Origin of the sequence: Actinacidiphila sp. bgisy167 (assembly GCF_965342175.1) — a bacterium.
In the GTDB taxonomy this organism is placed as follows: domain Bacteria; phylum Actinomycetota; class Actinomycetes; order Streptomycetales; family Streptomycetaceae; genus Actinacidiphila.
The window spans coordinates 1-26,190 of record NZ_CBDRBL010000080.1 but is presented as its reverse complement, the minus strand read 5'-3'; the positions used below and the strand labels follow the sequence as shown (position 1 = coordinate 26,190).

Genomic DNA, 26,190 nt, shown 5'->3' with positions numbered 1-26,190 from the left:
CATGGACCCGTCCGACGAGACCGTCAACACCCTCTACGCGACCCGTATCCCGGCCGATATCTCCCGCCCGGACCGGCTGCTGGGGCCGTTCACCGCCCGGCAGTGCACGCTGCTCGCCACCGCCGCAGCCGTGCTGTACGGGGTGTGGTGGGCCACGCGCCCGTTCCTGGCGCCGCTGGGGTTCGCGGCCCTGGTGGTGCCGATCGCGGGTGCGGTCGCCGCTCTGGTCCTCGGGCGCAGGGAGGGCGTCGGCCTGGACCGCTTCGCGCTCGCCGCCCTGGCCCACGCGCGCACACGCGGGCGGCGCGTCCACGCCCCAAACGGCGTTCCGCCGCTGCCCGAGATCGTCCCCGCTCGTTGGGCGAAGACCGCAGGCCCGCAGCCGACTGCCATGGACATGCCGTATGCGGGGATCAGCCCGGGCGGGGTGCTGGATCTGCGCGGGGCGGGCACTGCGGCGTTGGCGACGTGCTCGACGGTGAATTTCGAGTTGCGGTCGCCCGGCGAACAGCAGGCCCTGACCGCGGGGTTCGCGCGGTGGCTGAACTCGCTGACCGGGCCTGCCCAGGTGCTGGTGCGCTGCCACCGCATCGACCTCGCTCCGCTCGCCGAAGGGCTGCAGCAGGATGCGGCGGGGTTGCCGCACCCGGCGCTGGAGCAGGCCGCGCGGGCCCATGCCGTCTTCCTCGCCGATCTCGCCGCCACCGGGGCGCTGATCGGCCGGCAGATCGTGCTCGTCGCCCGCGAGTACCCGGTTGCCCACGGCCGCAGAGGCAGTCAGGGGCGGGTGGTGCAGCGGATCGACGAGGCCGCCCGCACCCTGGCCGGGGCCGAGCTCGCCGTCACCCCGCTGGACGGCGAGCAGGCCGCGCAGCTGATCACCGCCGCCTGCAACCCCGACACCCTCACCCCACCCGCCGTCACCGCTGGAGGCGAACCGTCGTGAACCCGCTGCCCTTCACCACCCGCCACCCCAGCAACGCCGCGCTCATGGTGGACGGCGCAGAGCTGCTGGACGTGGCGGGGCCTGAGTCGGTCGACGTCCGCGCCCGCGCCATCGGGGTCGGCGGGCAGTTGGCCACCACGCTGGTCGTCACCGGCTACCCGGCCGAGGTCACCGCCGGGTGGCTCGCGCCGCTGCTGGACTACCCGGGCCACCTCGACGTCGCTCTGCACATCGAGCCCGTCCCCAGCCCGGTGGCCGCCGCTGGGCTGAAGAAGCAGCGCGCCCGCCTGGAATCCGGGCGGCGCGCCGGTTTCGACAAGGGCCGCCTGGACGACCCCGAGATGGAGGCCGCCGCCGCGGACGCCGCCGACCTCGCCTATCGCATCGCCCGCGGCGAGGGGAAACTCTTCCACGTCGCGCTGTATCTGACCGTGCATGCGAGCGACGAGGACGCCCTTGCCGAAGAAGCCGCAGCTGTGCAGGCGGTCGCCGAGTCGCTGCTGATGACGGTGTCCCCCACCACCTACCGGGCCCTGCCCGGCTGGCTCGCCACCCTGCCGCTGGGCATCGACACCCTGCGGGTTCGGCGCACCTTCGACACCGCCGCGCTCGCCACGTGCTTCCCGTTCACCAGCCCCGACCTGCCCCTGGCCAGCGCAGACGACGGCGGCGTGTGCGGGGTGCTGTACGGGCTGAACACCGTCTCGGGGGCGCCGGTGGTGTGGGACCGGTTCGCGCAGGACAACTACAACTCGATCACACTGGCCCGCTCCGGGGCCGGCAAGTCCTACCTGGCCAAACAAGAACTGCTGCGGCTGCTGTTCACCGGCGTCACCGCCTCGGTCATCGACCCGGAAGACGAATACGTCCGCCTGGCCGGCCTGGTCGGCGGCACCGTCCTCGCGCTCGGCGCCGACGGTGTCCGCCTCAACCCCTTCGACCTCCCGCACACGACCGACACCGACGAGGATGTGCTGACGCGGCGCGTGCTGTTCCTGCACACCTTCCTGGCGGTGCTGCTCGGTGAAGAGCCGTCCGCCGGGGAGAAGGCCGTGCTGGACCGGGCGGTCCTCACCGTCTACGAGCGGGCGGGGATCACCGCCGACCCGCGGACCTGGCGCCGCATCCCGCCGACGCTCGGCGACCTCGCGACCGTGCTGGCCGAGGCCGAGGACGAGGGCGGCTCGGGTGCGGGGCTGGCCGAGCGGCTCACCCCGTATGTCAGCGGCTCCCACGCCGCCTTGTTCAACGGGCCGAGCACCACCGATACCGCGGGCCATCTGGTGGTGTTCGCGTTGCGCCGGTTGCCCGAGGAGGTGAAAGCGCCGGCGATGCTGCTCGCGCTGGACGCGATCTGGCGCCAGGCTACCTCCCACCCCTCGGGGCAGGGGCGGCATCTGGTCGTGGTCGACGAGGCGTGGCTGCTGATGCGCGACGGGGCTGGTGCCGGGTTCCTGTTCCGGATGGCCAAGGCCGCACGGAAGTACTGGACGGGGCTGGCCGTGATCACCCAGGACGCCGACGACGTCCTCGCCTCCCCGCTGGGGCGGGCGATCGTCTCCAACGCCGCCACCCAGGTCCTGCTGCGGCAGGCCCCGCAGGCCATCGACACCATCACCGAGAATTTCCACCTCTGCCACGGCGAGCGGGAGTTCCTGCTGACCGCGACCCGCGGCGAAGCCCTGCTGCTGACCGGGGACCGCCGCCACAAGGTCGCCTTCATGAGCATCGCCGCCCCCGGCGAACACGAGGTCGTCACCACCGACCCGGGCGAACTCGCTACCCGCACCCCCCACACCGACGAACTCGACACCGACGAACTCGACGGCGTTGGCGACGAGGAGGAGGCGACGTGGGGAGCGTGACCGGCCACCGGGGCGGGCCGCTGGAGGAGTTCCTCACCGACCCCGGCAGCTTCTGGACTACCACCAGCAGAGCGGCTCTGGCCTGGCTCGGCGCGCACGCACCCGTCCTCGGCCCCTGCACCGCAGTGGTCGCCGTCGGCGGCCTGGTCGGGCGGCGTCTGCTGCACCGGTGGCAGCAACAACGCCTGGCCCACGGCGCCCGCCTGGTCGAAATCCTCGCCCCGCCGGTCGTCGCTCCCCGGGGTGGGGAAGTCCTGTGGGCGCAACTGTCCGGGCTGCTGCGGCCCTGGTGGCGCAGGATCACCACCGGGCAGCCGCACCTCGGCTTCGAATACACCTGGTCGCCGACCGGGCTGCGCATCGCCGTATGGGTACCCGGGAGTGTGCCGCTGGATCTGGTACGGCGGGCGGTGGAGGCCGCCTGGCCCGGCGCCCACACCCGCATCACCACCCCCGCCCCACTCCTGCCACCCGGCCACCTCCGCACAGCGGGCCGGCTGCGCCCGGCCCGCCCGGCGGTGCTGCCGCTGCGCAGCGACCACCCCGCAGACCCGTTGCGGGCGCTGCTGCAGGCCGCCACCGGCATGAGCGAGGCCGAGTCCGGGTGCGTGCAAATCCTCGCCCGCCCCGCCACCGGCACGGCGCTGCGCCGCGCCCGCCGCCAGGCCCGGCGCCTGAAGGCCGGGCACACGCCCGCCCGGCTCCCCGCCCTGGCAGCCCTGCTCCTCCACCGTCCCCAGGGCGCCGCCACCAGCCGGCAGGACCCCGAACACGGAGCGGCCGTACGGCAATCCGCCGTCAAACTCGTCGGACCGCAGTGGCAGTGCTCCCTCGCCTACGCCGCCACCTGCTCCCCCAAGGCGGAGCGGGCGGTGGATGTGGGGCGGGGCCGGGCCCACGCGCTCGCCTCCGCGTTCGGCCTGTACGCCGACCGCAACCACCTCATCCGCACCCGGCTGCCGCACCCTGAATCCCTCCTGAACGAGCGGTGGTTCCCCGTGCGGGCGGCGTTGCTGTCGGTGCCGGAGCTGGCCGCGCTCGCCCACATCCCCCACGACCCGGACGCCCCCGGCCTGCGCCGCGCCGGCGCCCGCTCCGTCCTCCCACCCCCCACTGTGCCCGAACCCACCCCCGGAAACGGCGTCAAGCCGCTGGGCCGTTCGGATGCCGGAGCCCGCCGCGGCGTCGGGGTCCACGTCACGGACGCCCGGCACCACCTGCACGTCATGGGCGCCACCGGCTCCGGCAAGTCCACCCTGATCGCCAACCTCGTCCTGGACGACGTACGCCACCACCGCGGCGTCATCGTCATCGACCCCAAAGGCGACCTCGTCACCGACCTCCTCCAGCGCCTGCCCGACACGTGCGCCGACCGGCTGGTCCTCATCGACCCCGACGACCCGCACACCCCGCCCTGCCTGAACGTCCTCGACGGCGCCGACATCGACGTCGTCGTCGACAACCTCACCGGCATCTTCCGCCGGATCTTCACCGCGTTCTGGGGACCGCGCACCGACGACGTGATGCGCGCCGCCTGCCTGACCCTCCTCAAACACCGCGACCGCACCCGCCAACTCGTCACCCTCGCCGACGTACCCCGCCTCCTCGGCGAACCCTCTTACCGGCTCCGCATCGTCCCCGCCCTCAAAGACCCCGTACTGCGGGGATTCTGGGCCTGGTACGAGTCGATGTCCGAACCCTCCCGGGCGGCCGTGATCGGCCCGGTCATGAACAAACTCCGCGCGTTCCTGCTGAGGGACTTCGCCCGCCGCGCCATCTCCGCCGGCCCCTCCACCTTCGACCTCGCCCAGATCCTCGACGGCGGAATCCTCCTCGCCCGCCTCCCCAAAGGCTCCCTCGGCGAAGAAACCGCCCGCCTGCTCGGCTCGTTCATCGTCGCCGGCACCTGGCAGGCCGCAGCCGCCCGCGCCCGTACCCCCGAACGCGACCGGATCGACGCCACCCTCAGCATCGACGAGGCTCACAACTTCCTCACCCTGCCGTATCCGCTGGAGGACATGCTCGCCGAGGCCCGCGGCTACCGCCTGTCGATGCTGCTCGCCCACCAGCACCTCGCCCAGCTTCCCCGCGACCTGCGCGAAGGGATCTCCGCCAACGCCCGCAACAAGGTCTTCTTCAACGCCTCCCCCGAAGACGCCACCGCCCTCGAACGTCACACCCTGCCCACCCTGGCCGGCCACGACCTCGCGCACCTCGGCCCCTACCAGGCCGCCGCCCACCTCCTGACCGGCGGCGCCGAATCCGCCGCCTTCACCCTCACCACCCGTCCCCTCCCCACCGCGGTGCCCGGGCGGGCCGCCGACCTGCGCGCCGCAGCCGCCGCCCGCACCGGTCCCCGACCAGCCACCCGCTGAACCGCCCCGGCCCCGGTCTCCCCTTGGTCGGACCGGCCCGCCTTGACCCGCCGGGTCACGCCGCGCGCTTTTCGAGCCCGCTCCGGACAACTCCCGCCGCGCCAGGGCTCCGGCCTGGTCCTGCCCTGTCCGTACGCTCTCTCGTCTTCGGTGGTGACCTCCTTCATGTCCGCACTGCCCCGCCCCGCCCACGGCCCCGGCTCCCGCTACACCGCCCGCGCCGCCACCACCCGCCCCCGACCCGCCGCCCGGCACACCGACATCGCGGCGCTCAGCCGTATCCTGACCGGCCGCGACCTGTGGCTGACCCGGATGCTCCACGAACACCGCGTCCTGACCACCCCCCAGATCGCCTCCCTCGCCTTCACCTCCCTGCGCTCCGCGCAACGCCGCCTGCGCACGCTGCACCAGCACGCCGTCCTGGACTCCTTCCGCCCCCTCACCTCCACTGGCTCCGCCCCCGAGCACTACACCCTCGGCCCCGCCGGCGCTGCGCTGCTGGCCGCCCACGCCGGCTGCGACCTGGCCGGGCTCGGCTGGCGCCCCAGCCACACCGGCCGCATCGCCTACTCCCCTACCCTTGGCCACGACCTCGGCGTCAACGACCTCCTCACCCGCCTCGCCACCCAAGCCCGCACCACCCCCGGCACCGGGCTGTCGTTGTGGTTGTCCGAACGCTCCTGCGCCCGCCGCTGGGGCGACATCATCCGCCCCGACGCCTACGCCCACCTCCACGCCGGCGGCCGTCTGCTGCCGTTCTTCCTCGAATACGACACCGGCACCGAACCCGCCACCCGCGTCGAAGCCAAACTGGCCGGCTACGCCGCCTTCACCGCCGCCACCGGCACCCGCCCCGCCCTCCTCCTCCACACCCGCACCGCCTCCCGCGACCGCACCCTGCGCCAACGCCTCGCCGGCACCGCCCGCGAACTCGGCCTGACCATCGCCACCGCCTCCGCCGACTACACCACCACCGACCCCCTCGGACCGTGGTGGAGCCCCCTGCCACCCGGCGACAGCCGCCGCACCGCCCTCGCCCACCTCGCCGCCCGTCCCGGCCTCACCCCCGCCACCGGCCTGGACCCCACCGACGCCGACACCCCCCTCACCCTCCCCGTCCCACCGCTGCCGCCCGCATCCCAGGCCGGACCGTGACCTCGACCGCCACCAAGACCGCCGTCGGCGCTGGCTGCGCCCTCCTCGCCCTGCCCCTTTTCGCTGCCCTCACCGCCGCGGCGCTCCTGGGCGCCGTCCTGCCCGGTGCAGGCGGCCTGGCGGCCGCCCCCAGCGGACGAGCGCTCGCCGACATCCCCCCGCGCATGCTGGCCCTCTACCAAAGTGCAGCCTTCGAATGCCCCGGCCTGTCCTGGACCGTGCTCGCGGCCATCGGCAAGGTCGAGTCCGACCACGGCCGTCACCCCACCATGATTTCCAGCGCCGGGGCCGTCGGCCCGATGCAGTTCCTCCCGGCCACGTTCGCCGCGTACGCGCACCCGGTCCCGCCCGGCGGACGGACCCCGCCCACCCCGTGGGACCCGGTCGACGCCGTCCACGCCGCCGCCCGGCTGCTGTGCGCGAACGGCGCCCGGCACGGCCGGAATCTGCGCCGCGCCGTCTGGCACTACAACCACTCCGGGGCCTACGTCGACCAGGTTCTCGCCACCGCCCACCGCTACGCCGCCACCCTCCCACCGGCGGCCGCGCCCACCCTGGCGGCCGGGCGGGCGGTCGCCTTCGCCCGCGCCCAGCTCGGCACCCCGTACGTCTGGGGAGGCGACGGCCCCGCCGAAGGCGGCTTCGACTGCTCCGGCCTCACCAAAGCCGCCTATCGCGCCGCCAGCATCACCCTCCCCCGCACCGCCCAAACCCAATACGACGCCGGCCCCCGCCTCCCCCGCGGCGCGGCCCTCGCCCCCGGAGACCTCCTCTTCTACGGCACCAGCCCCCGCACCATCACCCACGTCGCCCTCTACACCGGCCGAGGCCACGCCATCGACGCACCCCGCCCCGGAGCCGTCGTCCGCCAGGCCCCCGCCCGCCTCCACGGCCCCGACTACCGAGGCGCCACCCGCCCCACCGCCGCGCATACTCGCGGAGGCGATCGCCCATGAGACAGCAGCAGATCGCCGCGCGCGAAGCCATCGTCCTGCTGCGCACCATGACCCGCGTCCTGTGTGTCGTCGGCGTCATGGCCCTGGCCTTCACCACCGTGAACGTCACCCGATTCGCAACCAGTCGGGGAGTTCCCTGGCCGATCGCGGCCCTCCTCGACCCGATGCTTGCCACCGCCCTGGCCGGGGTTCTGTTCGCCGACGCACGCCTGGCCTCCTGGGGCATCCGCCCACCCGCCTGGTCCACCGCCCTGCGCTGGAGTGCCGGAAGCACCGCCGCCCTGATGAACACCTGGGAAAGTCTCTGGCCCGACCGGCAGATCGGCTGGCCCCACCACGCCGACCCCGCAGCCGTCCTCCTCCACCTCACCCCCGCCCTGCTCCTGATCGCTCTCACCGAGACGATCGCCGCCTACCGGCGTACCATCAGCACGCTCAGCGACACGATCGGCCCCACCGAACCCCCAGCTCACGGCCCCGAACCGGCCCTCCAAGACCAACCGCCGGCCCTCGCCCGCGAAGGAGCCGACACCGTTCCCGACGAAACCCGCACCGGTGACGCAACCGACCACCGCGCGCACGCGCAGATCGACGTCGGCCAGCCAGACGGCGACGTGTGGCCGCGAGCTGTGGGCCTGGACGACGCATCCCGCGCCACGACCGGCAAACCCGTCAGCATCTGGAAGCTCCGTACCGAACTGCGGATCGGCCCCCACCGCGCCCAGCAGATCCACGATCGGCTCCGCGCCCGGCACAACGTCCGGACCCCGCCTGCAACCGACTGACAGCCCCCGGCGGCACCGAACCTGGCCAACCGGTCCGTGCCACGGCGCCGATCGGCATGCAGCCGGTCCCGGTCGGCCACAACACCCCTGGTGAACCGCGCCGATTCGAAACCGATCGAGCCGCTTGACTTGCTCCCCCAAGCAGAGCGTCCATGGTCGTGGCCGACGACGCCGCGGAACCGGCGAACGCCCCCGCCCGCGTCATGGCCACGCTCGCCCGGGACACAACGCGATGCGCACGCGCCCGGCAAGCACCCGCGGCCCCGCCCCCACACGGGACCGCACCCCGGCCGGGGAACCTCAACCACTCCGCTCCGTCTCGCAATCGAGGCTCCCATGTCCAACACGCACACCGGCAGCACCCGCGCGCTGCACGCCGTCCCCGAACGTGAAGCGGCGACCCGGCTCACCGGTGCGACCGCCACCGCCTACGCCAAGCTCACCGGCCTCACCGGCCACGACGCCGACGTCACCGTGACCGTCACCGAGCTCACCCTCGCCTCCGGCCTGGCCACCTCCACTACCTCCAAGGCCCTCGCCACCCTCGAACAAGGCGGACTCGCCGTCCGCACCCCCGGCGGCTACAGCAGCAGCGGCGGCCGCATCCCCGACCGCTGGCGCACCACAACCCCGGGCGACACCAGCAACCCGACCGACCACAACACCCCCGACCCCGGCACGGAACCCGCAGAAGCCGCCATCGAAAAAACCGGCCCGGAGGAGGACGCCCTGACGACTGAGGCATCCCCCGCCGAACCCGCGGACAACGAACCGGACGACGACGGGGCCGCCGGACAGAACGACAGCGAACACTCCGGCGATGAGTTCGCACCCGCACCACAGGCAGAGCCGAAGCCGCCCGCGGCACCGGCGGTACCCATCGCCCTCCCCGGCGGCAAGCAACGCCTCGCCCCCGGAGCGCTGCGGCAGCTGGTCCTCGACCACCTCACCACCCACCCCGGCGAAGCGTTCACCGCCACCCACATCAGCCGCGTTATCGAGAAATCCTCCGGAGCCATCGCCAACTGCCTCGACAAACTCGTCTCCCAAGGCATCGCCGAACAGGTCACCGACCGACCCCGCACCTACCGGCTCACCCCGCCGAAGAATAACGGCGCCTGACACACACCGGCTTCTTGCAGTGAACCAAACCGGCCCCCGGGAGTCCCGGGGGCGGCAAGCCCTGACGTCATTCCGATGCGCAGAGGCTGAACCCGGGCGCAGGAAACCCGTGGGACATGGCCAGTGGCCATTCACTACTGTCGCCCTGAGAAAGGACGTGGGCATGGCACTGGTGAAGAAGGGGTCGCGGCGCATCACCGTCGACCGCATCACCTACCGATGGAGGCTTCGTGGAAGGCCCACCTACGACCAGGGACTGGTCTGGTCGCCCCTAACCTATGCGGTCGAACACGCCGAGACTCCCGGCACCACACTGGTGATCACGACCAACCAGCCGCACCCAAGCAACTGGTTCGGCAGACAGGCCAACCCTGTCCTGCCTTCCGACGTTGCTGACAGCATTCGCACCGCCCGCGCCAACGGGTGTACTCCCCTGAGCTCCGGCTCTCCATTTCATCTCGACCAGTCGGAGGGCTTCGTCTCCTCCCCCTGACTCGCCCCGCGCAGAAGGACTCACCGACCGCGTGATCGGTGAGTCCTTCTACTTTCCGCTCCCCACTCGGGCGCGTCCCAATGCGTCGGGTCGACGATCCGCGCCCCGCGTCCGATCGCGCGAGGGTGGACGGCCAGCAGGCTGCTGCCTTCGCTGTCCGGGACGGTCGCGTGCAGGGTGACAGTAGCCGCGGACGCGCGGATCTCCACCAGCTGCCGATGGCGGACCCTGCGGGTCGGGACCGAGTAGAGGCTGGAGTCGAAGGCAGGCAGTCCTTGCCGACGTGCCGCAGATGCCGGTCGGCGACCACATACGGGCTCGGCGGCAACGGCCGCAGCGCGGCACTGCCGCGGGCAGCGCGGACGCCGATCATTTCACCGTGGGTGTGGCGGGCGCGGGGTCGTTAAGTCCGATCTTCCCTGGTTCGTGATCTCTCGATCGTGGTACTGATCCTCGTCCGGGCCGACTCGATTAGAGGACCCGTCCCTCGTGATCATCGACACCCAGTCCGTGCGCGCGGCCGCCGGCGTTCCGAGGACCACGACGGGACTGGACGCCAACAAGAGGATGTCGGGCCGCAAGCGGGGACTGGCCGTCGACGTTCTGGGGCTGATCATCGGCGTCGTCGTGCTCGCCGCATCCGCCCACGACAACGCCGCCGGCACCGCCCTGCTCGACCAGGCGGCCGAGCGGTGCGGAATGCGCCTGGAGAAGCCCTGGTGGACCAAGGCTTCAAGGACGAGGTTCTCATCCACGGTGCCCTGCTGGACATCGACGTCGAGGTCGTCCGCCGCAACCCGGCTGACCAGGGCAAAGGCTTCGTCCCGCAGCCCAAGCGGTGGATCGTGGAGCAGGTCAACAGCACATTGATGCTGCACCGGCGCCTCGCCCGTGAGTACGACCACCGGCCCGACACCTCCACCTCGCGCGTCTACTGGGCCTCGATCGCGAACATGGCCCGCCACCTCACCACACCGAGTCCGGCCTGGCGCGACACCCTCGAGCTGGCCGCGTGAACGTCATCGAGCTCCTGGCCGACCTCCAGGCCCAGCACGACAAGACCGCCGCCCGGGCCGGTGAACTGCGCGCACAGATGCAGCACTTGACCGCCGCCCTAACCGAGGTCGAAGCTCGACTCGCGGACCTGGCCACCACCCGGCAGGTCATCGCCGAACTGGCACCGGCTGGAGGCCAACCCGTACCGCCCGAGACGAACACCGCCTACCAGGCCATCGTGAACGCCTTCAACCAGCACCCCGACCAAGAGTTCCGAGCCCGTGAGCTGCACGAACTCCTCGGCATGCCCACCGACGAGGCATCCGTCAACATCACCCGCAGCCGTCTCGGACGCCTCACCCGCCAAGGCTTCCTCACCCAGCCCGGACGAGGCCGCTACCAGAAGCGGACTTACGACCTCTCAGGTGAACGCGTTCACGGTTGGATGGGCTCTGCCGGGGGCCGGGCGGGGTCATAGTGAGTGCGGGCGAAGGCATCGTCGGCGCTGTGGACAACATCGGGCTGCGGGGGTGCCGGCCACACGCTCAAGGAATGCTCCTCAACCGGGTCGTCGCCCTCATGCCCCTCGCCCCCATCTCGTCCACGTGCCTGAACGCGGACGCGATACCAGCCCTGGCCGGCGCTCGCGAAGTTCCCCGCCTCCTCCTCCACATCACCACCCCACCGGAACAGTCGCAGGTTTCCGCTTGTGCTGTAGATACTCACGTCGACTGCGGTCTCCCACTCCAGCCCGGGCGGAGGAGGTTCCTCTGCGCGCTGCTCGGTAGTGAGGCGGATCCAGCCGGTGTGCGTACCAGTGAACACCGTGAGGTGTTCCGGGCCTCCAGCTGCCAGGCTATTGCCCTCAAAGATCCGCCCGACCGTGTCGGCGTCGTCGTAAACAGTGAGGAAGTCGTCGCCCTGCAGGTAGTACTGGCAGTACGAGACAAACATGCGATCCGAAGTCCACCGTGTGTAGTTCACTCACCGGATCATGCCCTGCCCCACTGACACCCTTCGAACAGCCCTACAAAGATGAGCTCCGGCTACGAAAATCTTGCCAGAGCCACTTCAAGCCGTACGCCGACAACCGCTGGCCCGCCAGATCGCCACCCTCGGCGCGGTGGTCCTGGTACCCGACTGGCGTTAGGACCGGCCCGCCGGCGGCCGCGGCCACCTCACCGGATCCCTGCGCTTCGCTCGTGACCACGGGCAAGTCCTGACCGGCAGTCCGGAGCAGTCGGCCCCGGCTGACCGCCCCAAGTGCGACGCCGGAGAGGCCGAGTCGCCTGCGCCAGGGCAGCCGTTCCTCGGGCCAGCTGCGGGTCAGTTGTTTCCGGCGCAGCCTGCGTGGCCGCAGCCGCCGCAGAAGCCGCCGTTGCCACAGTCGCAGGAGCAGCGTCCCGGGCGGCGGGCCCGGAACGGGTTGCTGGTGGCCGGTCCGGGGTCGCGCGGGACGGGCATCTCGAGCTGGTTCCGGGGTGGGGGGCGGTGCGCTGTGCGGCGTCGGCGAGGAAGCCTGTCTGGGTGTTGGGCGCCTTGGAGATGCCGATATCGCGGGCAGGAACCGGCGCCGAGGATGCCAATGGTCCCGGTTGGCCTTCCGATGTATTTGGGGCGGCACCTTGCCGACAAACGGCAGCTGGAGACCGGAGCCCTTGAGGGGCAATGGGTGTGGTGCCGCGTTCCGTCGGCTCGGTGTCGGCTCCCTCGAACGGGCGAACACCTGCCCATCCGCGCGACACCATGCCGACGACCGCGCCCCATTCGGGCTAACGCCGGTCGGCATCGTGAATGCCTTGGTCGTCGGCATTTTCAGCGTCGCACAACAGTCCGGGTCCAGGTTGACAGCCGGTCCAGGACCTGCAGGCCGTTCCCGCAGTGTGCGGAGATGCTGGCGGCCAGGAGGTACGAGGTGGCTTCGGCGACCGTGCGGGCGAGGGCGGTCAGGCCCCGGCTGGTGCTTGCTGTCGCCGCTACGTCCTGGGGTGCGCGGCCCAGGAGTTCGCCGGCTGCGGCGGCGAAGGCGAGGGTGTAGGCGCCTTCGAGGACTTGGTGGGCGAGGTGGCGCTGGTTGTTGTTGGTCGTTATCAGGCGGGTCCTTCCGGTGGGGTTCCGACTCGGGTTCCTTCTTGGGCGGGGAACGCGGGGCCCGGTGACGGCGGGCCCCGCGAGGGTGCTGAGTTCAGGGGCCGTAGGGGCAGGTCGGGTACTCGTGGCCTTCGTCGGTGGGGAAGGTGTCTGGGAGGTCGTTGGGGTGGGTGGCCGGGGAGGCGAGGTGGGTGCCGAGGTCGGCGAGGTGGCGGATGAAGGCGAGGGGGACCTGGCCTGCGCAGTGGGGGCAGGGGCCGAGAAGTTCGAAAGGGTCGGCTTCGTAAACCGGGAAGCGGGCCAGGAACACGTACCGCTGGCCGGTGTCGGGGCAGGTGGCGGTGGCCAGGAGCGGTTCGCCGGGGGTGGTGCGGCGGCGTAGCCAGTCGGGTTCGGTGGTGATGTCGTCGAGGGGGAGGCCGAGGATGGCGGCGAGGCGGAGGGCGATGCGGGCGTGTTCGGCGCCCCGGTACGGGCCGTGGGGGTGGGTGGCGGCGGTGCGTTGGATGAACACGGCGGCGGCGTGGGCGCGTTCGGCGAGCGAGGTCATGTCGGGGTCTCCGTTTCTGGTGCGGGGCTCGTCCCGCGGGGGCCGCCCCCGGCCGGGGGGCGGGGGGCGGCCGGTGTGGTTCAGGTGGTGCTGAGGGCGGTGGTGGCTGCCTGGGCGATGGCGGTGACGGCTTGGGCGGGGTCGGTGAGTTCGAGGAGGGTGACGCCGGGGAGGGGGCGCGGGTCGGGGGCGAAGGCGAGCCACAGGACCGCGCATCCGGCGTCGCGGAGGGCGGCGATGCGGGCAGTGGCGGGGGCGGTCTCGGTACGGCGGTAGTAGCCGTCGGAGGCGATGACCAGCAGGCGTCCTGCACCGGGTCGGGTGAGGTCGACGCCCGCCTCGAGGGCGTCGATGGCGTCGGCGAGGCTGTGTCCGAAACCCGTCGCGCGGAACTCGGTGACACGGGCGGGGGCGCGGCCGGGGTGGGTGATGGCGGTCAGGGTGTGGTCGTAGGCGAGGGTGGCGCTGCGGGAGTCGGGGTCGGTGTGGGCGGTGGCCTGGGCGAGGATCCAGGCAGCGGAGGCGATGGGGGCGGTGGCTTCGCGCATAGAGCCGGAGACGTCGACGGCGATGCCGACGCGCAGGGGCGGGGTGGGCTGGGCGCGGTGGATGGTGCGGGTGAAGGGGGTCGCGGTGGGGGTGGCGCCTGCTGCGATTTGTGCGTCACGGGCCAGGGCTTGGCGCATGTTGAGACGTCCGGGCGGAACCTGGGCGGCGGTAACGGTGAGAACCGGTTCGCGGTAGGCGGCCGCCCGCAGGGCCCGGGCGAGCAGCCGGGCGCCGGTCTTTTCTTCGCGGGTGGGAAGGCGGGTGCCCACCAGCGGGGACCGGACCGGTCCGGTACTGGTGGCGGGGTGGGGGTTGTAGGGGCGGGCGCCGGGGGTGAAGACCTTCGCGGCCGTGGCGGCTGCCTTCCGGGCGTGGGCGGCGCGCGCGGCGCGGGCCGCCGTCGCTTTCGCGCGGGTGGTGGCCTGTTCGGTTTCGGCGGTCGCAACCTGTCCGGTGACGGTGCCGACAGCTTCAGCGAGTTCGCCGCCCCGCACCGTGCTGGTGGGTGGGGGTACAGGGCGGTTCGGGTCGGTGCCGAGGACCTGGCACCAGGCGCGGGCGTGCTCGAGCATGGCGTGGGTGTCGTGGTCGCCGGTGCGGTGGGCGGCGTTCCAGATCGCCGCCAACGTGGCCAGCAGATCGGGGCCGACTCTGCACGCGGGAGGCTTGAAGCGGGACAGGGGGGGAGAATTACTGGAATTCTCGGGAATTCACGACGTATTTCGAGGTGGAATTACGGCGACGCGACGCAAGGCGTCGTGGTTACCGCCGGGCACGACCGGTTCGCAGGCGCCTACCCACCCGTACCCGCCGCGCCGCGTACGGGGATTCGCATGCATGCGCGAACGGTCACCGCCCGAACACGGCACCGCCGGGACACGGCGGCACCAACGGCTACGCCTGCGTAGCGCCGCCCCAGCTCGTGGCGGGGCGCCGGTTGCACGGTCAGCCGATGCCTGCCCTGATGGTCAGCCGGCCAACGTGATGTGAGGCAGGTCGTAGTCGTGAGTAGACGTCAGAGACGGAAGGGGACGACTGCGTACGCGGACACGACGAGGTGCAGCGGGCAGGCGGGGCGGGCCGGCGGTGTTGGGGGATCGGGATGCGTTGCTGCACCGATATACAGTCGGCCTCGCCCGGGGGTGGCCCGTAGGGCCTGTGGCCTGCGGTTTCGGTCCGGGTGGGGGTGTCGCATCCAAGAACGTACCCGGAAACGGGCGCAGGAGCGACGGTGGATGCGACGGGGCAAACGCCAACGGCCCTTCGCGCCGACAGGGGCGGCTCGAAGGGCCGTTGGGCTGGGGGTTTACCGGATCTTGCGGGTGGTGTGCGCGGTCCGGGTGGTAATGAGGGCGCAGGTGGCCGGCTCGGGTTCGAGGCCGAGTTCGGCAAGGTGGCGTTGCAGGCGGGTGAAGGTGTGCCGAGCGGCGTCGTGGCGGCCGACCGCTTGGTAGAGGCGGATGGCGTGCTGGGCAAGGCGCTCGTGGTCGGGGTGAATCGCGGCGAGGTGTTCGAGCAGAGTCAGGGCGGTGTCACGTTCGCGGGGCGGGGCGTCAGGGCGTTCGGCGTGACGGGCTGCGCGGAGGACGGCGTCGGTGGCCTGGGTCGCGAGGTGTTCGCGCAGGGTGTCGGCCCACAGGTAGTCGCTGCCGCGTGCGAACGGGCCTCGGTAGTGGGACAGCGCATCACTTACGGCGGACAGCGTCTCTTCGTGCGTCGCGTCCTTTCCGGCCGGCGCGAAGGCGTTTTTCAGGGCTCGGGCGAAATCGGCGAGGTCGGTTTCCACGAGGTCGGGGTGGAGTTTGTGGAGTTCTCCTTGGAGGAGGATGAATTCTTGTGCGGTGATTCCGGTGGCGGCGCGTAGTGCGCGGCGGACGGCGCGGCGAAGGTTTTTCAGGGCGTTGGAGTCGGTGCCGGGTTCGAGGTGGAGTTTGTCGGCGATGTCGGAGGCGAGGAGTCCGGTGGGGTGGGCGGCGAGGAGGGCGAGGAATTCGCGGACTTCGCTGCGGAGGTTGGTGCCGATGGGGTCGGTGTGGCCGCGGGCATAGAGGGTGATCGTCCCCAGGACGTTCAGCCGCACGGGCTTGCTCTGCGCGCGGTGGAGCGCGCTGGTGGCCTGAGGGAGGGTTGCGGCTGCCGTCCTTTCGGGCCCAGACCCTGGCGGTGAAGCCGGGGGTGGTGGGGGTGGGGTGTTGCCGCCTGCGGCGGGCGGGGAAGCCGGCGACGGCGGTGTGTCGTGCTCGGGGTCGGGGTCGGACTGGTCGGTTCGGGTGCGGGGGGCGGGCAAGGCGCGCAGGCGGGGGCGTTCGCCGTGGGCGGTGAGCAGGACGTTGGTGAAGTCGCGTCCACCGTCGAGGGTGAGATGGAACAGGCGGAGCGGGCGGCCTTGGAGGCGGGTGGTGGTGCCGTCGGCGGCGATGTGCCAGGGCTCGGCGCCGGGCAGCGCCGCGGCGAGGGTGAGGACGATGAGCGTGTCGGGGCGGCTGCGGGCTGCGAGGGCTTGGAGTTGCCCGGCGTGGGCGGCGTCGGGGGTGGCGAGCAACACCAGGGTGCCGGGACCGGGTTGTGGCGGGGCGTCGGGGTTACCGGGGTCGATGTCATGGTCGTCGCGGGCGCGGGCCTGGGTGATCAGGTGCTGTTCGGCGCGGCGGATCGCGCGGGACAGGTCGGCGGCTTGGGTGAGGGCGGTGAACTGCTCCGGGAGTCCGGGAAGGAGGGTGTCGGCGAGGTCTACCGGGACGACGGCGTGGACGTGCCGGGGCTGGGGACGGCGGCGTTCAGCGGCGGTGAGGATGCCGACGAGGAGGGCGCGGGCGGCGTTTTCGGCGCCGGGGCCGGTCCAGGTGCAGCCGCCGGGAGCGGCCAGTTCCTCGAGGGGCACTTCGTGGCCGTCGCGGGTGCCGAGGGTGACGCTGCCCGGAGCTTGGGGTGGTGGGGGCGGGGTGCGGCGGGTGACCAGGGCGTCGGGGTCGTGCGGTGGGCGGGGCCGGGTGGCGGCGTGGGCAGCTTGGGCGGCCCGGTCGAGGTGGTGGCTGAGGGTGGGTGGCTCTGCCTGCAGGTTCGGGTTGCGGCGGCGGCGCTGGTGCCAGTTCCAGTAGCGGCGCGCGGCCAGTAGTCCGGCCGCGGCGGTGATGCCGATCAGGCCGGCGTCGCCGAGGCTGATCGAGGGCGAGGCTGCAACGGCGTGAGCCGCGCGGGGAGCGGCCTGTTCCCGGGCGTGGGTCCGTGACGGCGTATGGTCTGCGCCGCTGTCGGGCGAGGGCGCCGACTTCGGGGGTGAGGCGGGCGGCGCTTCCTTTGTCGGTTGTGCGGGTTTCGAAAGCGGCGCCGGAGGCTCTGCGGCCTGGGCGACGGGGATGGTCAGGCGCCAGCCGGGTCGGATCAGGTCCGGGTCGGTCAGGCGGTATCCGTCGTCCTGGACGCGGTCCTTGTTCAGCGCGTAGATGCGGGGCCAGGTGAGCGCGTCGCCCATGTGCGCGTGGGCGACGTCCCACAGGGTGTCGCCGGCGACGACCGTGTACTCGACGTGCCGAACGGCCTGTGCCTGCTCGGCCATCGGCTTCGCCTGGCTCGTCTCGGTCGCGGCGAGAATCGCGGGTGCCAGGCGCGTCGTGGGGGCTGGGGCGGGCACGGGGTTTTGGGGTGCGGTCGCGGCGAGCGGCGGCCGGGCCTGTTCGGGGAGGACACGTTGCTGGGCGGTGGCGGTCTGGGGCCGCCATACGGTGAGCAGAGCGACGGCCAGGGTGCCGATGCACAGCGCGGCCAGGGAGCCCTTCACGCTCAGGGAAGCGACGTGCTCGTGGTGAGCGTGCCGGTCGCGCAGCAGGCGCGGCAGGTGGGTGGCGTACCAGGCGGTTTCGCGGAGGATGGTGGAGGCGAAGGCGGCCCAGCACGCCCAGCCGATGAGGGCGAGCAGGTCGATTATGAGCGGGTCGCTGATCGGCTGGGTGAGGCGGGTGGCGGCGTCGCTGAGGGAGGTGACGTGCTCGGGCCAGGGGATGCCGGTGGCCTGCCACAGGATGTACGGCATGCCGGCGAGCGCGGTGAGGGTGACGGTGAGGGTGACGGCCGCGGTGGCGGCTGCGGCGAGGCGCCGGCGGAGCTGGGGAGGATGGTTCATCGCGGCCTTCGCTCTCCTCGGGCCGGTTGCGGACGCTCTTACGGGCGGGTGGTGCGCTGGGCGTGGGCGGTGCCGGTGGCGTGGACGGTGAGGGTGCGCAGGCCGACTAGTTGCAGGATCTGTGTGGGCTGGCGGTGCGTGACCTCAACGGTGACGGCGTCTGCCTGGACGTGGGCGGTGCCGGTGTCGCCGGTGGCGGCGACGTGGTGGCGGGCGGCGGCTGCGGCCCGGGCGGTCTGGAGCCGAACCTCGTCCGCAGAGCGGAGGCGGGCGATGTCGAGTTGCTGGGCTCCGGTGCGGGCGGCTTCCTGGGCGACGTCCAGGGCTTGAGCCTTGGCGGCGAGGGCGAGGCCGCCGTCGACGACGATGCCGGCGAACAGCCACAGCGCGGCCAGGACGCCGACGACGAATGCCGTGGCCTGCCCGCGGTCATCGACTGCCGCCGCGCGCATCTGTGTTCGCAGTAGGAGCACGATGCGGTCCCGAGCGCGTACGGTCATGGTGTGCTCCGGTAGGTGTCGACGACGGAGAAGGCCGTATCGCTCAGCCGTACGTGTCCGGGCAGGCCGGTGCCGGCGAGCCGGTCCAGGTCGGTGGTGCAGGTGAGCGTGGCGGACACGGTGCCCCCGGGTTTGAGGCCGCCGGTGGCCAGGCGCACGCTCGGGTTCTGGCAGGAGGCTCCGGCCTCGCGCAGGGCCACGGCCGCGGCATGCTCGGCTTGGGCTCGGGCCTGGCTCGGGGTGCGGGCCAAGGACGCGGCGCGGGCGGCCTGGTGGGCGGCGTCGGCAACGATCAGGCGGGTGTCGGCGAGCCGGCCGAGCGCCACCACGACGAGGAGGAGCAGGACCAGTAGCGGGGTGACGAGGACCAGCTCCACCGCTGCCGAACCGTCATCCCCCCGTCGGCGCCTGCGGCGTGCTCGGGTGGTCATGGGCGGTCTCCGGTGGGGGTGGTGAGGCGTTCGGTGGGTCCGGAGGCCGTGCCGGAGGCGTGCAGGACCAGTCCCGGCACGGGCAGGACCCGCATCACGGTGCCGCTGACCCGCACCGTGGTCTGCTCGCGGGTCCGCTCGACGGCCACCGTCGGGGAGGCCAGGACGCGGCTGCCGAGCGCGGCAAGACTGCGCCGCGCCCGGGCCTGGCCGTCCGCCGTGGTGCCGTCCTCGGCGCGGGCCGCGGCCAGGGCCCGCTCCGCGGCGAACTGGGCGATGTGCCGGGCGTGCCAGGCCAGCGCGAACTGCACCGTCAGCAAGGCGATCAGCAGCAGTGCGGGGAGGACGAGGACCAGTTGAGTCGTGGCGGAGCCGCGGTCGTCGTCCACCGGCCTGCGCAACGCGAGGAGTGCGGCGGTCACGGTCAGCCCAGGTCGATGCTGTTCGCCTTGGCGGTGACCTTGGCGACGACGATGCCGACGACCGTCAGCGCAAGGATCACCAGCAGGGCGGTGACGACCATGGTCTCGGTGGTGTAGCCGGCATCCGAGCGGGCGCGGCGGCGCAGGTCGGCCAGGCGTGCGTGCAGCAAGGCGGTCAGGGTCTGGAAGTGCGGCATGCGGAGTGCTCATTTCTCGAAGTCGGGTAGCGGACGCAGTTCTGGATGCCCGCGGGGGCGGGGTGTTCAGCCCATGGCGATGACGTGGGCGAGGGCCGGGTAGCCGATGAGGAGGAGGAACGCGGCGAACAGGCCGACCACGGGCAGCGACATCCGTTCAGTGGCGGCCTGGGCGGCGCCGTCGGCTTCGGCGACGCGGCGGCGGCGCATGGCGCGCGCCTTGGCGGTGAGCGACCCGCGGATCCGGGCGCCTTCGCTGCCGGCCAGGGTGAGGGTGGCGGCGAGTTCGGTCAGGTCGGAGACGGCCAGGGTCCGTCCGAGGTCGCCGAAGTGGGACCAGGGGCTGGTCCGGGTGAGCTCGGCGATGTGCAGGGCGTGCCGGAGCCGGGTGCCGGCCCAGCCGGCGGGGGCGGCGACGGCCTGGGTGAGGGCCTGCTGGACGCCGGCGCCGCCGGCGAGGGCGATGACGGCCAGGTCGAGGACGAGGCTGAGGGTGTGGCGCATCTCGCGGCGGCGGCGTGCGGCCTTGCGGCGCAGGTCCAGGTCTGGGGCGAAGAACAGCAGCACGGCCAGGGAGAGGGAGCCGGCCAGCGGCATCCACCACCCGGCCTGGATGCCGGCGCCCGCTCGCAGGAGGAGGGCTGCCGTCCAGGGGGTGAGGAGTCCGGCGGTGGCGCAGACGGCCTTGCCGGCCAGGTGCTGTTCCTCGTCGGTGCCGCAGACGGCCAGGTCCGCGCGCAGGGACGCGTTGGGGAAGCCGAGGGCCCGCACTGCGGGTACGGCGCCTCGGCCCAGGCGGGTCGCCCACTCCCCCTCACCCCGCCCGGCGGCCGACGGCGGGTCGGGTTGCGGGGTGGGGGCGTTGAGAGCGGCCAGGACGTCGGCGAGGGCCGGGCGGGGCGGGCGCAGCCCGTAGACAAGCCCGGTCGCGCCGGCGCCGAACAGTGCGCCGAGCAGCATCACGATCACCGCACACCTCCCGGTTCGGTGCCCGCTTCGGTGGTGGGGGGAAGGAGGCGGACCGGCTCCTCGATACGGCCGATCATGCTCAGGTAGGCGAAGCTGATCGCGAACAGGGCGCCGATGACGGCGAGCAGGGCTTGTCCGGTCAGGGTGTCGAACGGGTCGAGGTAGGGGCGGTTGAAGACCACCAGGCCGACGGCCATGCCCAGGGTGACGGCGACGGTGACGCGGATGCCGGTGCGGACGCTGGCGCGTCCGGCGTCGATGCGCTGCCGCATCGCGACCTGTTCTCGCACCGAGTCCGCGAGTTCCCCCAGCAGCGGGGCAAGGTGGGCGGCCTGCTGCTCGGCGGCCATCACCAGCGCCGCCACCACCACATCCGCCAGGGGGTCGTCGACGTCGTGGGCGAAGCCACGCAGTGCCGCCGGCAGCGGACGCCCGCTGCGGACGGCGGTGGCCAAGCGGTGCAGTTCGGGTTCGAGGGCGGCCGGGGCGGTGTCGGCGCTGGCGAGTACTGCCTGCTCCAGGCCGGCCGCGGCGGAGAGGGTGTCGCGGAGCATCTCCGTCCACAGGGCCAGCGCCTCCATCCGCTCCGTGCGACGGGCCGCCTCGCGGTCCGGACCCAGCAGCCCGGGCAGGGTGAGCAGGGCGACCGCGGTCAACACCGCCGCCACCGGCCACCCCGTGAGTGCGCCGACGACCGTGCCCGCCACCACGGCGACCGCGGTCCGGCGGCCGGTCCAGGCCACAGGCAACCGTGCGGCCAGCCTCCGCCGCACCCCGATGTCGCGGGCGTGGACGGTGCGGCGCACAGCGCCGTAGGTGATCGCGACCAGGCCGCAGCCGAACACGGCCCCGCACACCATCGCCACTGCGGTGATCGCCGCTTTCAGCGTGGTCATGCCGCACCACCCCACCACCGGCCGCCACCGGCCGTATCGTGCGTGTCCGGCTGGCCGATGCTCTCGGTGTCGAGTCCGGCCGCGACCAGATCGGCCAGGGTTTCGGTGCGCACGGGTGTGGCGGGCACGGCCCGCCCGTCGGGGCCGGGCCGGTAGACCTCGTTGGACACGATCTGCGCCCCGTCGGCGTCGACTACCTCGCGGACGGAGTCCACGGCCCTGCGCCCGCCGGCGTCCCAGCCCAGGTGGACGACGAAGTGGACCGCGGAGGCCACCATCAGGTTCGTCGCTTCCAGTGTGAGCCGCTCCGGTGCCTGTGCCGCATAGGCGGCGAGTTTCGTGAACACCCCGCGCGAGGTGGAGGCGTGGATCGTCGAGAGTGACCCGTCGTTGCCTTGCGACATCGCGTTGCACATCGGGATCACCTCAGGGCCGCGGATCTCGCCGACGATCACCCGGTCCGGGGACATGCGCAGCCCCCACCGCACCAGCTCCGCCTGATCGATCCCGCCCCGGCCTTCGATGTTCGGCTCACGCGCCTGCATCGCGACCACGTTCGGGTGCGCCACCGCGTCGGTGTCCAGGCCGAGTTCGAAGGTGTCTTCGATCGTCACCAACCGCTCCGCCGGGGGGATCTCGTGGGCGAAGGCCCGCAGCACCGTGGTCTTCCCGACGTTCGTGCCGCCGCCGATGACGATGTTCTTCCGCGCCCGCACCAGCGCCCGCAAAAACCCGGCGAGCTGTTCGTCGCACACCCCCAGCCGCACCAGCTCCGCCATGGACGCGGCCGGGAACCGGTGGCGGCGGATCGTCAGCGACACCCGGCCGGTCACCGCCATCACCGCGAACAACCGCGACCCGTCGGGCATCTGCAGGTTCAACCGCGGCATCCCCCGGTCGAAGCGCCGCTCCTCGCCGCCCGCGCGGGCGGCGAGGGTGCGGACCAGCTCCACCAGCTCCTCATCCGAACCGGCCACCGGCTCCTCCTGGCGCCACCGGCCCGCCGCGTCCTTCACCCACACCACATCGCAGCCGTTGACGCAGATGTTCTCCAACGACCCGTCGGCCAGCAGCCGCTCCAGCCCACCGGTGCCTAGCAGCGCGTCCCGCACCGCGCGCGCGATCCGCTCCTCCGCCCCCGCATCCAGCACGCCCCGCCCGGCGGCCAAGGCCTCGCGCCGCTGAACCCCCAGTTCCTCGGCCAGCAGCCGCTCTACGGTCGCCCGCCGCCCCGGCTCGTCCTCCGCCGGCAACCCGGCCCGCTCCCGCTCACCGGCATAAGCCGCCAACCGGGCCGTGATCCGCTGCCGCACCACCCCCGCCAACTCCCGCTCACCACCGCCAGGCCCAGCCTGAGGCGGCACCACCTGCCCACTCACACTCATGCCCCGTCCTCCTCCACACGCGCTACGCTCACCAGCCCGCCCGCACCCGCGTGCGGCGTCCCGGTCTCCTCGTCCTCCGGCGCCGGTCCGGCCACCTGGCGGGCCAGCAGCCGCGCCGCGGTCATCAACCGCGGCGGCCGGAACCCGTCCGTACGCACGGCAGCAGACCGGGGACCACTCATCGCGGCCACGCACCTGGCGTCCCACGGCAGGAACAGCACCCGCTCGACGCCGAGCGTCGACGCGATCTCCTGCGCCGGATAGGGGCACGGCCCGACCACCACCAGCACCAGCCGCCCGCCGACAGCGGCGTCCAGCCCACATGCAGGCACATGGGCCAACGCCTCCGCACCGCCCCGCGTCACGAGCACCACCCGATCGGCCACCGAAAGCAGCGGCTCCACGTCATCAGTCAGGCGCCCGACGTCCAGCAGCACCGTGTCCCGATCGCGCTCACTGCCCCGCAACACCCCGATACCGCCAGCCAGCAGCCGCACCGCCTCCCGGCACGGACCACGCCCCGGAACCCCCGGCACCACCCGCACCCCGAACGGCAACTCGTGCACCGCCGCCAACACCGAACCCGGATACGACTGCCCCGCCACCGCGGCAACATCCAGCAGCGACGGCGTCGTCGGCAACCCGAAACGCATCATCACGTCACCACCGGACGGGTCCCCCTCCACCACCACCGGCCGCACCCCGCCATCCGCGTCCGGCGGCCACGCCGCAGCCGCTGCCAGCGCGGTCGTCGTCACCCCCGGCGCGCCCGCGACCGACCCCAGCACCACCAGCCGCCTCACGGGATCTCACGCCCCGACGCCGGCAGCACCACGACCCGCGGATGCTCCAGCCTCGCCGCACGCCCCGCAGCACCGGTCTCCACCAGCACCGTCACCACCTGCGGGCCACCGGCAGACTCCGCAGCCCGCACCCCCGCCACTGTCCCCACCACCGGCGACGGCACACTCCCCTCGGCCCCCTCCGCAGCCAGGCCGTCCCCCGACGGTCCGGCGAACACCGCGACCCGCTGGCCACGCGACAACTCCGGCGGCACACCCCCGGCCTCCACGGCCAACGGCACCTGCGAGAACCCCGACGGCGGAAACCCTGCGCTGCGCCCCACCTGCCCCGGCGCCAGCAGCGACCCCGCCACCAGCGGAACCCGCACCCGATGCCCCAGCACCGACCCGCGCTCCGCGACCCGGACCACCCCGGTCTCCGCCGCCACCTCCACCACCCGCAGATCACCCGGCGCCAGCACATGACCGACCGGCACATCACGGGCCAGGACCAGCACCTCGTCCCGCTCCCCCACCACCTGCGCGACCAACGTGAACCCGACCGCAGAGACGACCACCGCCCCCAGACCAGCCCACACCCAGCCCAGTTGGCGCCGACGGGCGCCCGTCACCGGCGGCTTCGCCCCCGGCCCCGCTCCCCGCGTCCGCGGAACCTGCCCACCGGCACCCGCACGAGCCGAAAAAGACAAGGAGGTACCCACAATCCACCTCGCATCACAGAGACTTACCCGATCAACGCCCGCCCCCGGGACGGACACTTACAGCCGTCAGCGCGTCACGACGGCCTGCACCTCATCCACGACCAGCCGCCGCGAAGCCCGCGTCGTCAACCCCGGCACCACACCCGACCGGCCGCCGCCCCGCCACTCCACGTCCCACACCACCCGCACCGACACCCGATACGCCCCACCCGGTGGCGACGCCCGTTGATAGATGTGACCGCAATCCGGAGACGACGCCTCTGCCCGAAACCGCGACGAATACGGCGTCCCGGGACCCCGGCACACCACCGACGCCCCGTCCCCTGTCGACCACACCGCCTGCCGCGGGCGGGCCACAGCCGTCACCGTGACACCCGGCACCGATGCAGTCGTCGTGACCTTCTTCCAACCGCCCTTCTCCACCCACATCCAGGTCGGCACGTGCACGACCTGAACCCAGTCCTCATCGGGGCTTGTCCGGATCACCGGTTCCGGCAGCACCAGCTCTCGTACGGCTTGCTGCGCCAGTGCTTCCGGATCCGGCTTCGGTGCCTGGCTGTTCTTCCTTGGCTTGGGGGTCTCCGCGTCGAAGCGGGGCAGGATCCCCATACCGTCACCCAGGTCGAAGTCCCACCCAGTCGACTTGGCCGTCGGCGGCCCTGCCGGGCCTCTGCCGCTCGGCAGTGCCGCCCGCCGCGACATCGGTTTTCCCGGCCGCACCGGACGCGACGCACGGGCTTTGCTCCGCGCGCCCACACCACACCGGCCCGGCCGACACTTCACTCCAGTACCGAAGTTCAGTCCCTCGTCGCCCTCGTCCGCGCGGCTGGTGGTAGACAGCGGGCCCAGCAGGCAGAGCACTACGGCAGCGACGAGCAGCATCTGCGGAACTGTCGGTAGACGCGCTACTCCAAGCATGTGCCCACGTCCTCCCAGTAGAGGTCGGACACCCTCCACTGCCCGTCGGACGTACGGGTCACGGTGGCCTCAGCAAGCCGATGGCCGCCGCCTCCAGTGCTGGCCGAGCTTCCCGGTTTCGCCTGGACCCAGTGAGAGCCGTCGATGCAATCGCGCAGCTCCACCTTGGTCCGGCTCGACTTGGTCACGTGAGGGTCGACGACCACCGATCCCTTGATCGTCACACCCGCCTCGTGCGCCCCGCTCATGACGTGCTCCAGCAGCGCAAGCGCGCCCGCTTCGGCGTGGTCGTCAAGCCGGGGATGCTTCGGATCCGCGGTCAGAGCAGCTGCCTCGGCGTCCTTCCACATAGCCCGGTAGGCCTCAAGGGCCGCCGCCGACTTCGTGGCCGTTGTCGGAGAAGTCGCTGTCGCACGAGTTCCCTCCGGTAGAGGCCTGGCGCCTGAGGGACTGTCGGCGCAGCCGGCCAGCAGCGTTCCTGCGAGCACCGCACCTGTCAGGATCGCGCCGCGTCCTCGTCGGATCCCCACCGTCCCCCACCTTCCGTCACCTTTCACACCTGCATGAACACTCTCGGTTGTCATACGCGGCTGGAGTTACCCGGCATAACGCCGACCAATCGCATCAGGAGGGGTGAATTCCGCTCACTGTCCGGCGCGTGTCACTCATGCGAGGGACACGCGCCGAGATCAACGGAGCAGGGTCGTCGGGAGCGCCACCCACGCTGACTTGGTTCTTTTCCCTCTGTGGAACCCCCACGCTCCATTGCTCAGTTCGTGAACGATGTGCAGGCCGCGTCCACGCTCCGACAGCAGCGCGCACAGCGCCGTGAGTCCGGCGCCGCGGTGCTCGTCGGTCGGAGTGAACGGTGCCGAAGCCGGAAGTGCGGGAATCTCCGGGATGCGTGGATCATGGTCCTCCACCTCGCAGATGACCTCCGTGGCCGTGCGACGCAGCGGGAGTAT

The 26,190-nt window shown here is 72.4% G+C and carries 26 protein-coding genes and 1 pseudogene; 10 read left to right on the top strand and 17 right to left on the bottom strand.

Translation table 11 applies throughout. From position 1 onward, the window contains the following. Window position 1 precedes the first annotated feature (1 nt). From ACRWND_RS24985 to ACRWND_RS24950, 8 genes are all read left to right on the top strand, one after another. The gene (locus ACRWND_RS24985) at window positions 2–946 is read left to right on the top strand and encodes a PrgI family protein (RefSeq protein ID WP_431953114.1); all 945 of its coding nucleotides are present in this window, start codon (window positions 2–4) and stop codon (window positions 944–946) included. 44 nt (window positions 947–990) lie between these two features. Beyond that, on the top strand, window positions 991–2,811 hold the full coding sequence (locus ACRWND_RS24980) for a VirB4 family type IV secretion system protein (protein ID WP_431953132.1): 1,821 nt from the start codon (window positions 991–993) through the stop codon (window positions 2,809–2,811). Beyond that, entirely contained in the window at window positions 2,799–5,186 is a 2,388-nt protein-coding gene (locus ACRWND_RS24975) for a type IV secretory system conjugative DNA transfer family protein (RefSeq protein ID WP_431953112.1), read from the top strand. Before ACRWND_RS24980 ends, ACRWND_RS24975 begins: the two co-directional genes overlap by 13 nt. Before the next feature lie 165 nt (window positions 5,187–5,351). After that, window positions 5,352–6,341 (top strand): replication-relaxation family protein, encoded by a 990-nt coding sequence (locus tag ACRWND_RS24970; protein WP_431953110.1) that lies wholly within the window; start codon window positions 5,352–5,354, stop codon window positions 6,339–6,341. Then, window positions 6,338–7,297: an NlpC/P60 family protein gene (locus ACRWND_RS24965; protein WP_431953108.1), complete on the top strand. Its 960-nt coding sequence runs from the start codon at window positions 6,338–6,340 to the stop codon at window positions 7,295–7,297. The genes ACRWND_RS24970 and ACRWND_RS24965 overlap by 4 nt, the downstream gene beginning before the upstream one ends. Then, window positions 7,294–8,082 carry an extensin gene (locus ACRWND_RS24960; RefSeq protein WP_431953106.1) on the top strand — a complete coding sequence of 263 codons (789 nt, stop codon included), beginning with the start codon at window positions 7,294–7,296 and terminating at the stop codon, window positions 8,080–8,082. The genes ACRWND_RS24965 and ACRWND_RS24960 overlap by 4 nt, the downstream gene beginning before the upstream one ends. Window positions 8,083–8,418: 336 nt before the next feature. After that, a complete protein-coding gene (locus ACRWND_RS24955) occupies window positions 8,419–9,204 on the top strand; it encodes a hypothetical protein (protein WP_431953104.1) in 786 nt (261 codons plus the stop codon). 163 nt (window positions 9,205–9,367) lie between these two features. Continuing rightward, complete coding sequence (locus ACRWND_RS24950) at window positions 9,368–9,697, top strand: hypothetical protein (protein WP_431953102.1); 330 nt, start codon at window positions 9,368–9,370, stop codon at window positions 9,695–9,697. Window positions 9,698–9,717: 20 nt separating this feature from the next. Here ACRWND_RS24950 and ACRWND_RS24945 read toward each other — a convergent pair whose 3' ends face one another. After that, window positions 9,718–9,969 carry a Mu transposase domain-containing protein gene (locus ACRWND_RS24945; protein WP_431953130.1) on the bottom strand — a complete coding sequence of 84 codons (252 nt, stop codon included), beginning with the start codon at window positions 9,967–9,969 and terminating at the stop codon, window positions 9,718–9,720. Window positions 9,970–10,165: 196 nt separating this feature from the next. On the opposite strand from ACRWND_RS24945, the pseudogene ACRWND_RS24940 reads away from it, so the two are divergent. Then, window positions 10,166–10,713, top strand: a pseudogene (locus tag ACRWND_RS24940) (transposase); the annotation flags it as partial. Continuing rightward, the gene (locus ACRWND_RS24935; RefSeq protein ID WP_431953100.1) at window positions 10,710–11,171 is read left to right on the top strand and encodes a hypothetical protein; all 462 of its coding nucleotides are present in this window, start codon (window positions 10,710–10,712) and stop codon (window positions 11,169–11,171) included. The pseudogene ACRWND_RS24940 and the gene ACRWND_RS24935, both read left to right, overlap by 4 nt. Here the strand turns inward: ACRWND_RS24935 and ACRWND_RS24930 are convergent. From ACRWND_RS24930 to ACRWND_RS24855, 16 genes are all read right to left on the bottom strand, one after another. Further along, entirely contained in the window at window positions 11,129–11,677 is a 549-nt protein-coding gene (locus ACRWND_RS24930; protein WP_431953098.1) for a hypothetical protein, read from the bottom strand. The genes ACRWND_RS24935 and ACRWND_RS24930 overlap by 43 nt on opposite strands. A gap of 1,201 nt (window positions 11,678–12,878) precedes the next feature. Beyond that, a complete protein-coding gene (locus tag ACRWND_RS24925; protein ID WP_431953096.1) occupies window positions 12,879–13,334 on the bottom strand; it encodes a hypothetical protein in 456 nt (151 codons plus the stop codon). Window positions 13,335–13,414: 80 nt separating this feature from the next. After that, on the bottom strand, window positions 13,415–14,509 hold the full coding sequence (locus tag ACRWND_RS24920; protein ID WP_431953094.1) for a VWA domain-containing protein: 1,095 nt from the start codon (window positions 14,507–14,509) through the stop codon (window positions 13,415–13,417). A 680-nt stretch (window positions 14,510–15,189) separates the two neighbouring features. Continuing rightward, window positions 15,190–18,003, bottom strand: coding sequence for a BTAD domain-containing putative transcriptional regulator (locus tag ACRWND_RS24915; protein WP_431953092.1), 2,814 nt, complete (start codon window positions 18,001–18,003; stop codon window positions 15,190–15,192). Between the two features lie 38 nt (window positions 18,004–18,041). Then, window positions 18,042–18,503 (bottom strand): pilus assembly protein TadG-related protein, encoded by a 462-nt coding sequence (locus ACRWND_RS24910; RefSeq protein ID WP_431953090.1) that lies wholly within the window; start codon window positions 18,501–18,503, stop codon window positions 18,042–18,044. Continuing rightward, window positions 18,500–18,880 carry a TadE/TadG family type IV pilus assembly protein gene (locus ACRWND_RS24905; protein WP_431953128.1) on the bottom strand — a complete coding sequence of 127 codons (381 nt, stop codon included), beginning with the start codon at window positions 18,878–18,880 and terminating at the stop codon, window positions 18,500–18,502. Before ACRWND_RS24905 ends, ACRWND_RS24910 begins: the two co-directional genes overlap by 4 nt. A gap of 50 nt (window positions 18,881–18,930) precedes the next feature. Further along, entirely contained in the window at window positions 18,931–19,356 is a 426-nt protein-coding gene (locus ACRWND_RS24900; protein WP_431953088.1) for a TadE/TadG family type IV pilus assembly protein, read from the bottom strand. A 2-nt stretch (window positions 19,357–19,358) separates the two neighbouring features. Then, window positions 19,359–19,553 carry a hypothetical protein gene (locus ACRWND_RS24895; RefSeq protein WP_431953086.1) on the bottom strand — a complete coding sequence of 65 codons (195 nt, stop codon included), beginning with the start codon at window positions 19,551–19,553 and terminating at the stop codon, window positions 19,359–19,361. A gap of 66 nt (window positions 19,554–19,619) precedes the next feature. Continuing rightward, window positions 19,620–20,522 carry a type II secretion system F family protein gene (locus tag ACRWND_RS24890; RefSeq protein ID WP_431953084.1) on the bottom strand — a complete coding sequence of 301 codons (903 nt, stop codon included), beginning with the start codon at window positions 20,520–20,522 and terminating at the stop codon, window positions 19,620–19,622. Then, window positions 20,519–21,418, bottom strand: coding sequence for a type II secretion system F family protein (locus ACRWND_RS24885; protein WP_431953082.1), 900 nt, complete (start codon window positions 21,416–21,418; stop codon window positions 20,519–20,521). Before ACRWND_RS24885 ends, ACRWND_RS24890 begins: the two co-directional genes overlap by 4 nt. Then, complete coding sequence (locus ACRWND_RS24880; protein ID WP_431953080.1) at window positions 21,415–22,803, bottom strand: CpaF family protein; 1,389 nt, start codon at window positions 22,801–22,803, stop codon at window positions 21,415–21,417. Before ACRWND_RS24880 ends, ACRWND_RS24885 begins: the two co-directional genes overlap by 4 nt. Next, entirely contained in the window at window positions 22,800–23,606 is an 807-nt protein-coding gene (locus ACRWND_RS24875; protein ID WP_431953078.1) for a MinD/ParA family ATP-binding protein, read from the bottom strand. Before ACRWND_RS24875 ends, ACRWND_RS24880 begins: the two co-directional genes overlap by 4 nt. After that, window positions 23,603–24,217, bottom strand: coding sequence for an SAF domain-containing protein (locus tag ACRWND_RS24870; RefSeq protein WP_431953076.1), 615 nt, complete (start codon window positions 24,215–24,217; stop codon window positions 23,603–23,605). Before ACRWND_RS24870 ends, ACRWND_RS24875 begins: the two co-directional genes overlap by 4 nt. A gap of 156 nt (window positions 24,218–24,373) precedes the next feature. Next, window positions 24,374–25,189 carry a hypothetical protein gene (locus ACRWND_RS24865; RefSeq protein WP_431953074.1) on the bottom strand — a complete coding sequence of 272 codons (816 nt, stop codon included), beginning with the start codon at window positions 25,187–25,189 and terminating at the stop codon, window positions 24,374–24,376. A 23-nt stretch (window positions 25,190–25,212) separates the two neighbouring features. Next, entirely contained in the window at window positions 25,213–25,473 is a 261-nt protein-coding gene (locus ACRWND_RS24860; RefSeq protein WP_431953072.1) for a hypothetical protein, read from the bottom strand. Between the two features lie 441 nt (window positions 25,474–25,914). Then, window positions 25,915–26,190: ATP-binding protein (locus tag ACRWND_RS24855; protein ID WP_431953071.1), on the bottom strand; the 276-nt coding region annotated here is incomplete at its 5' end.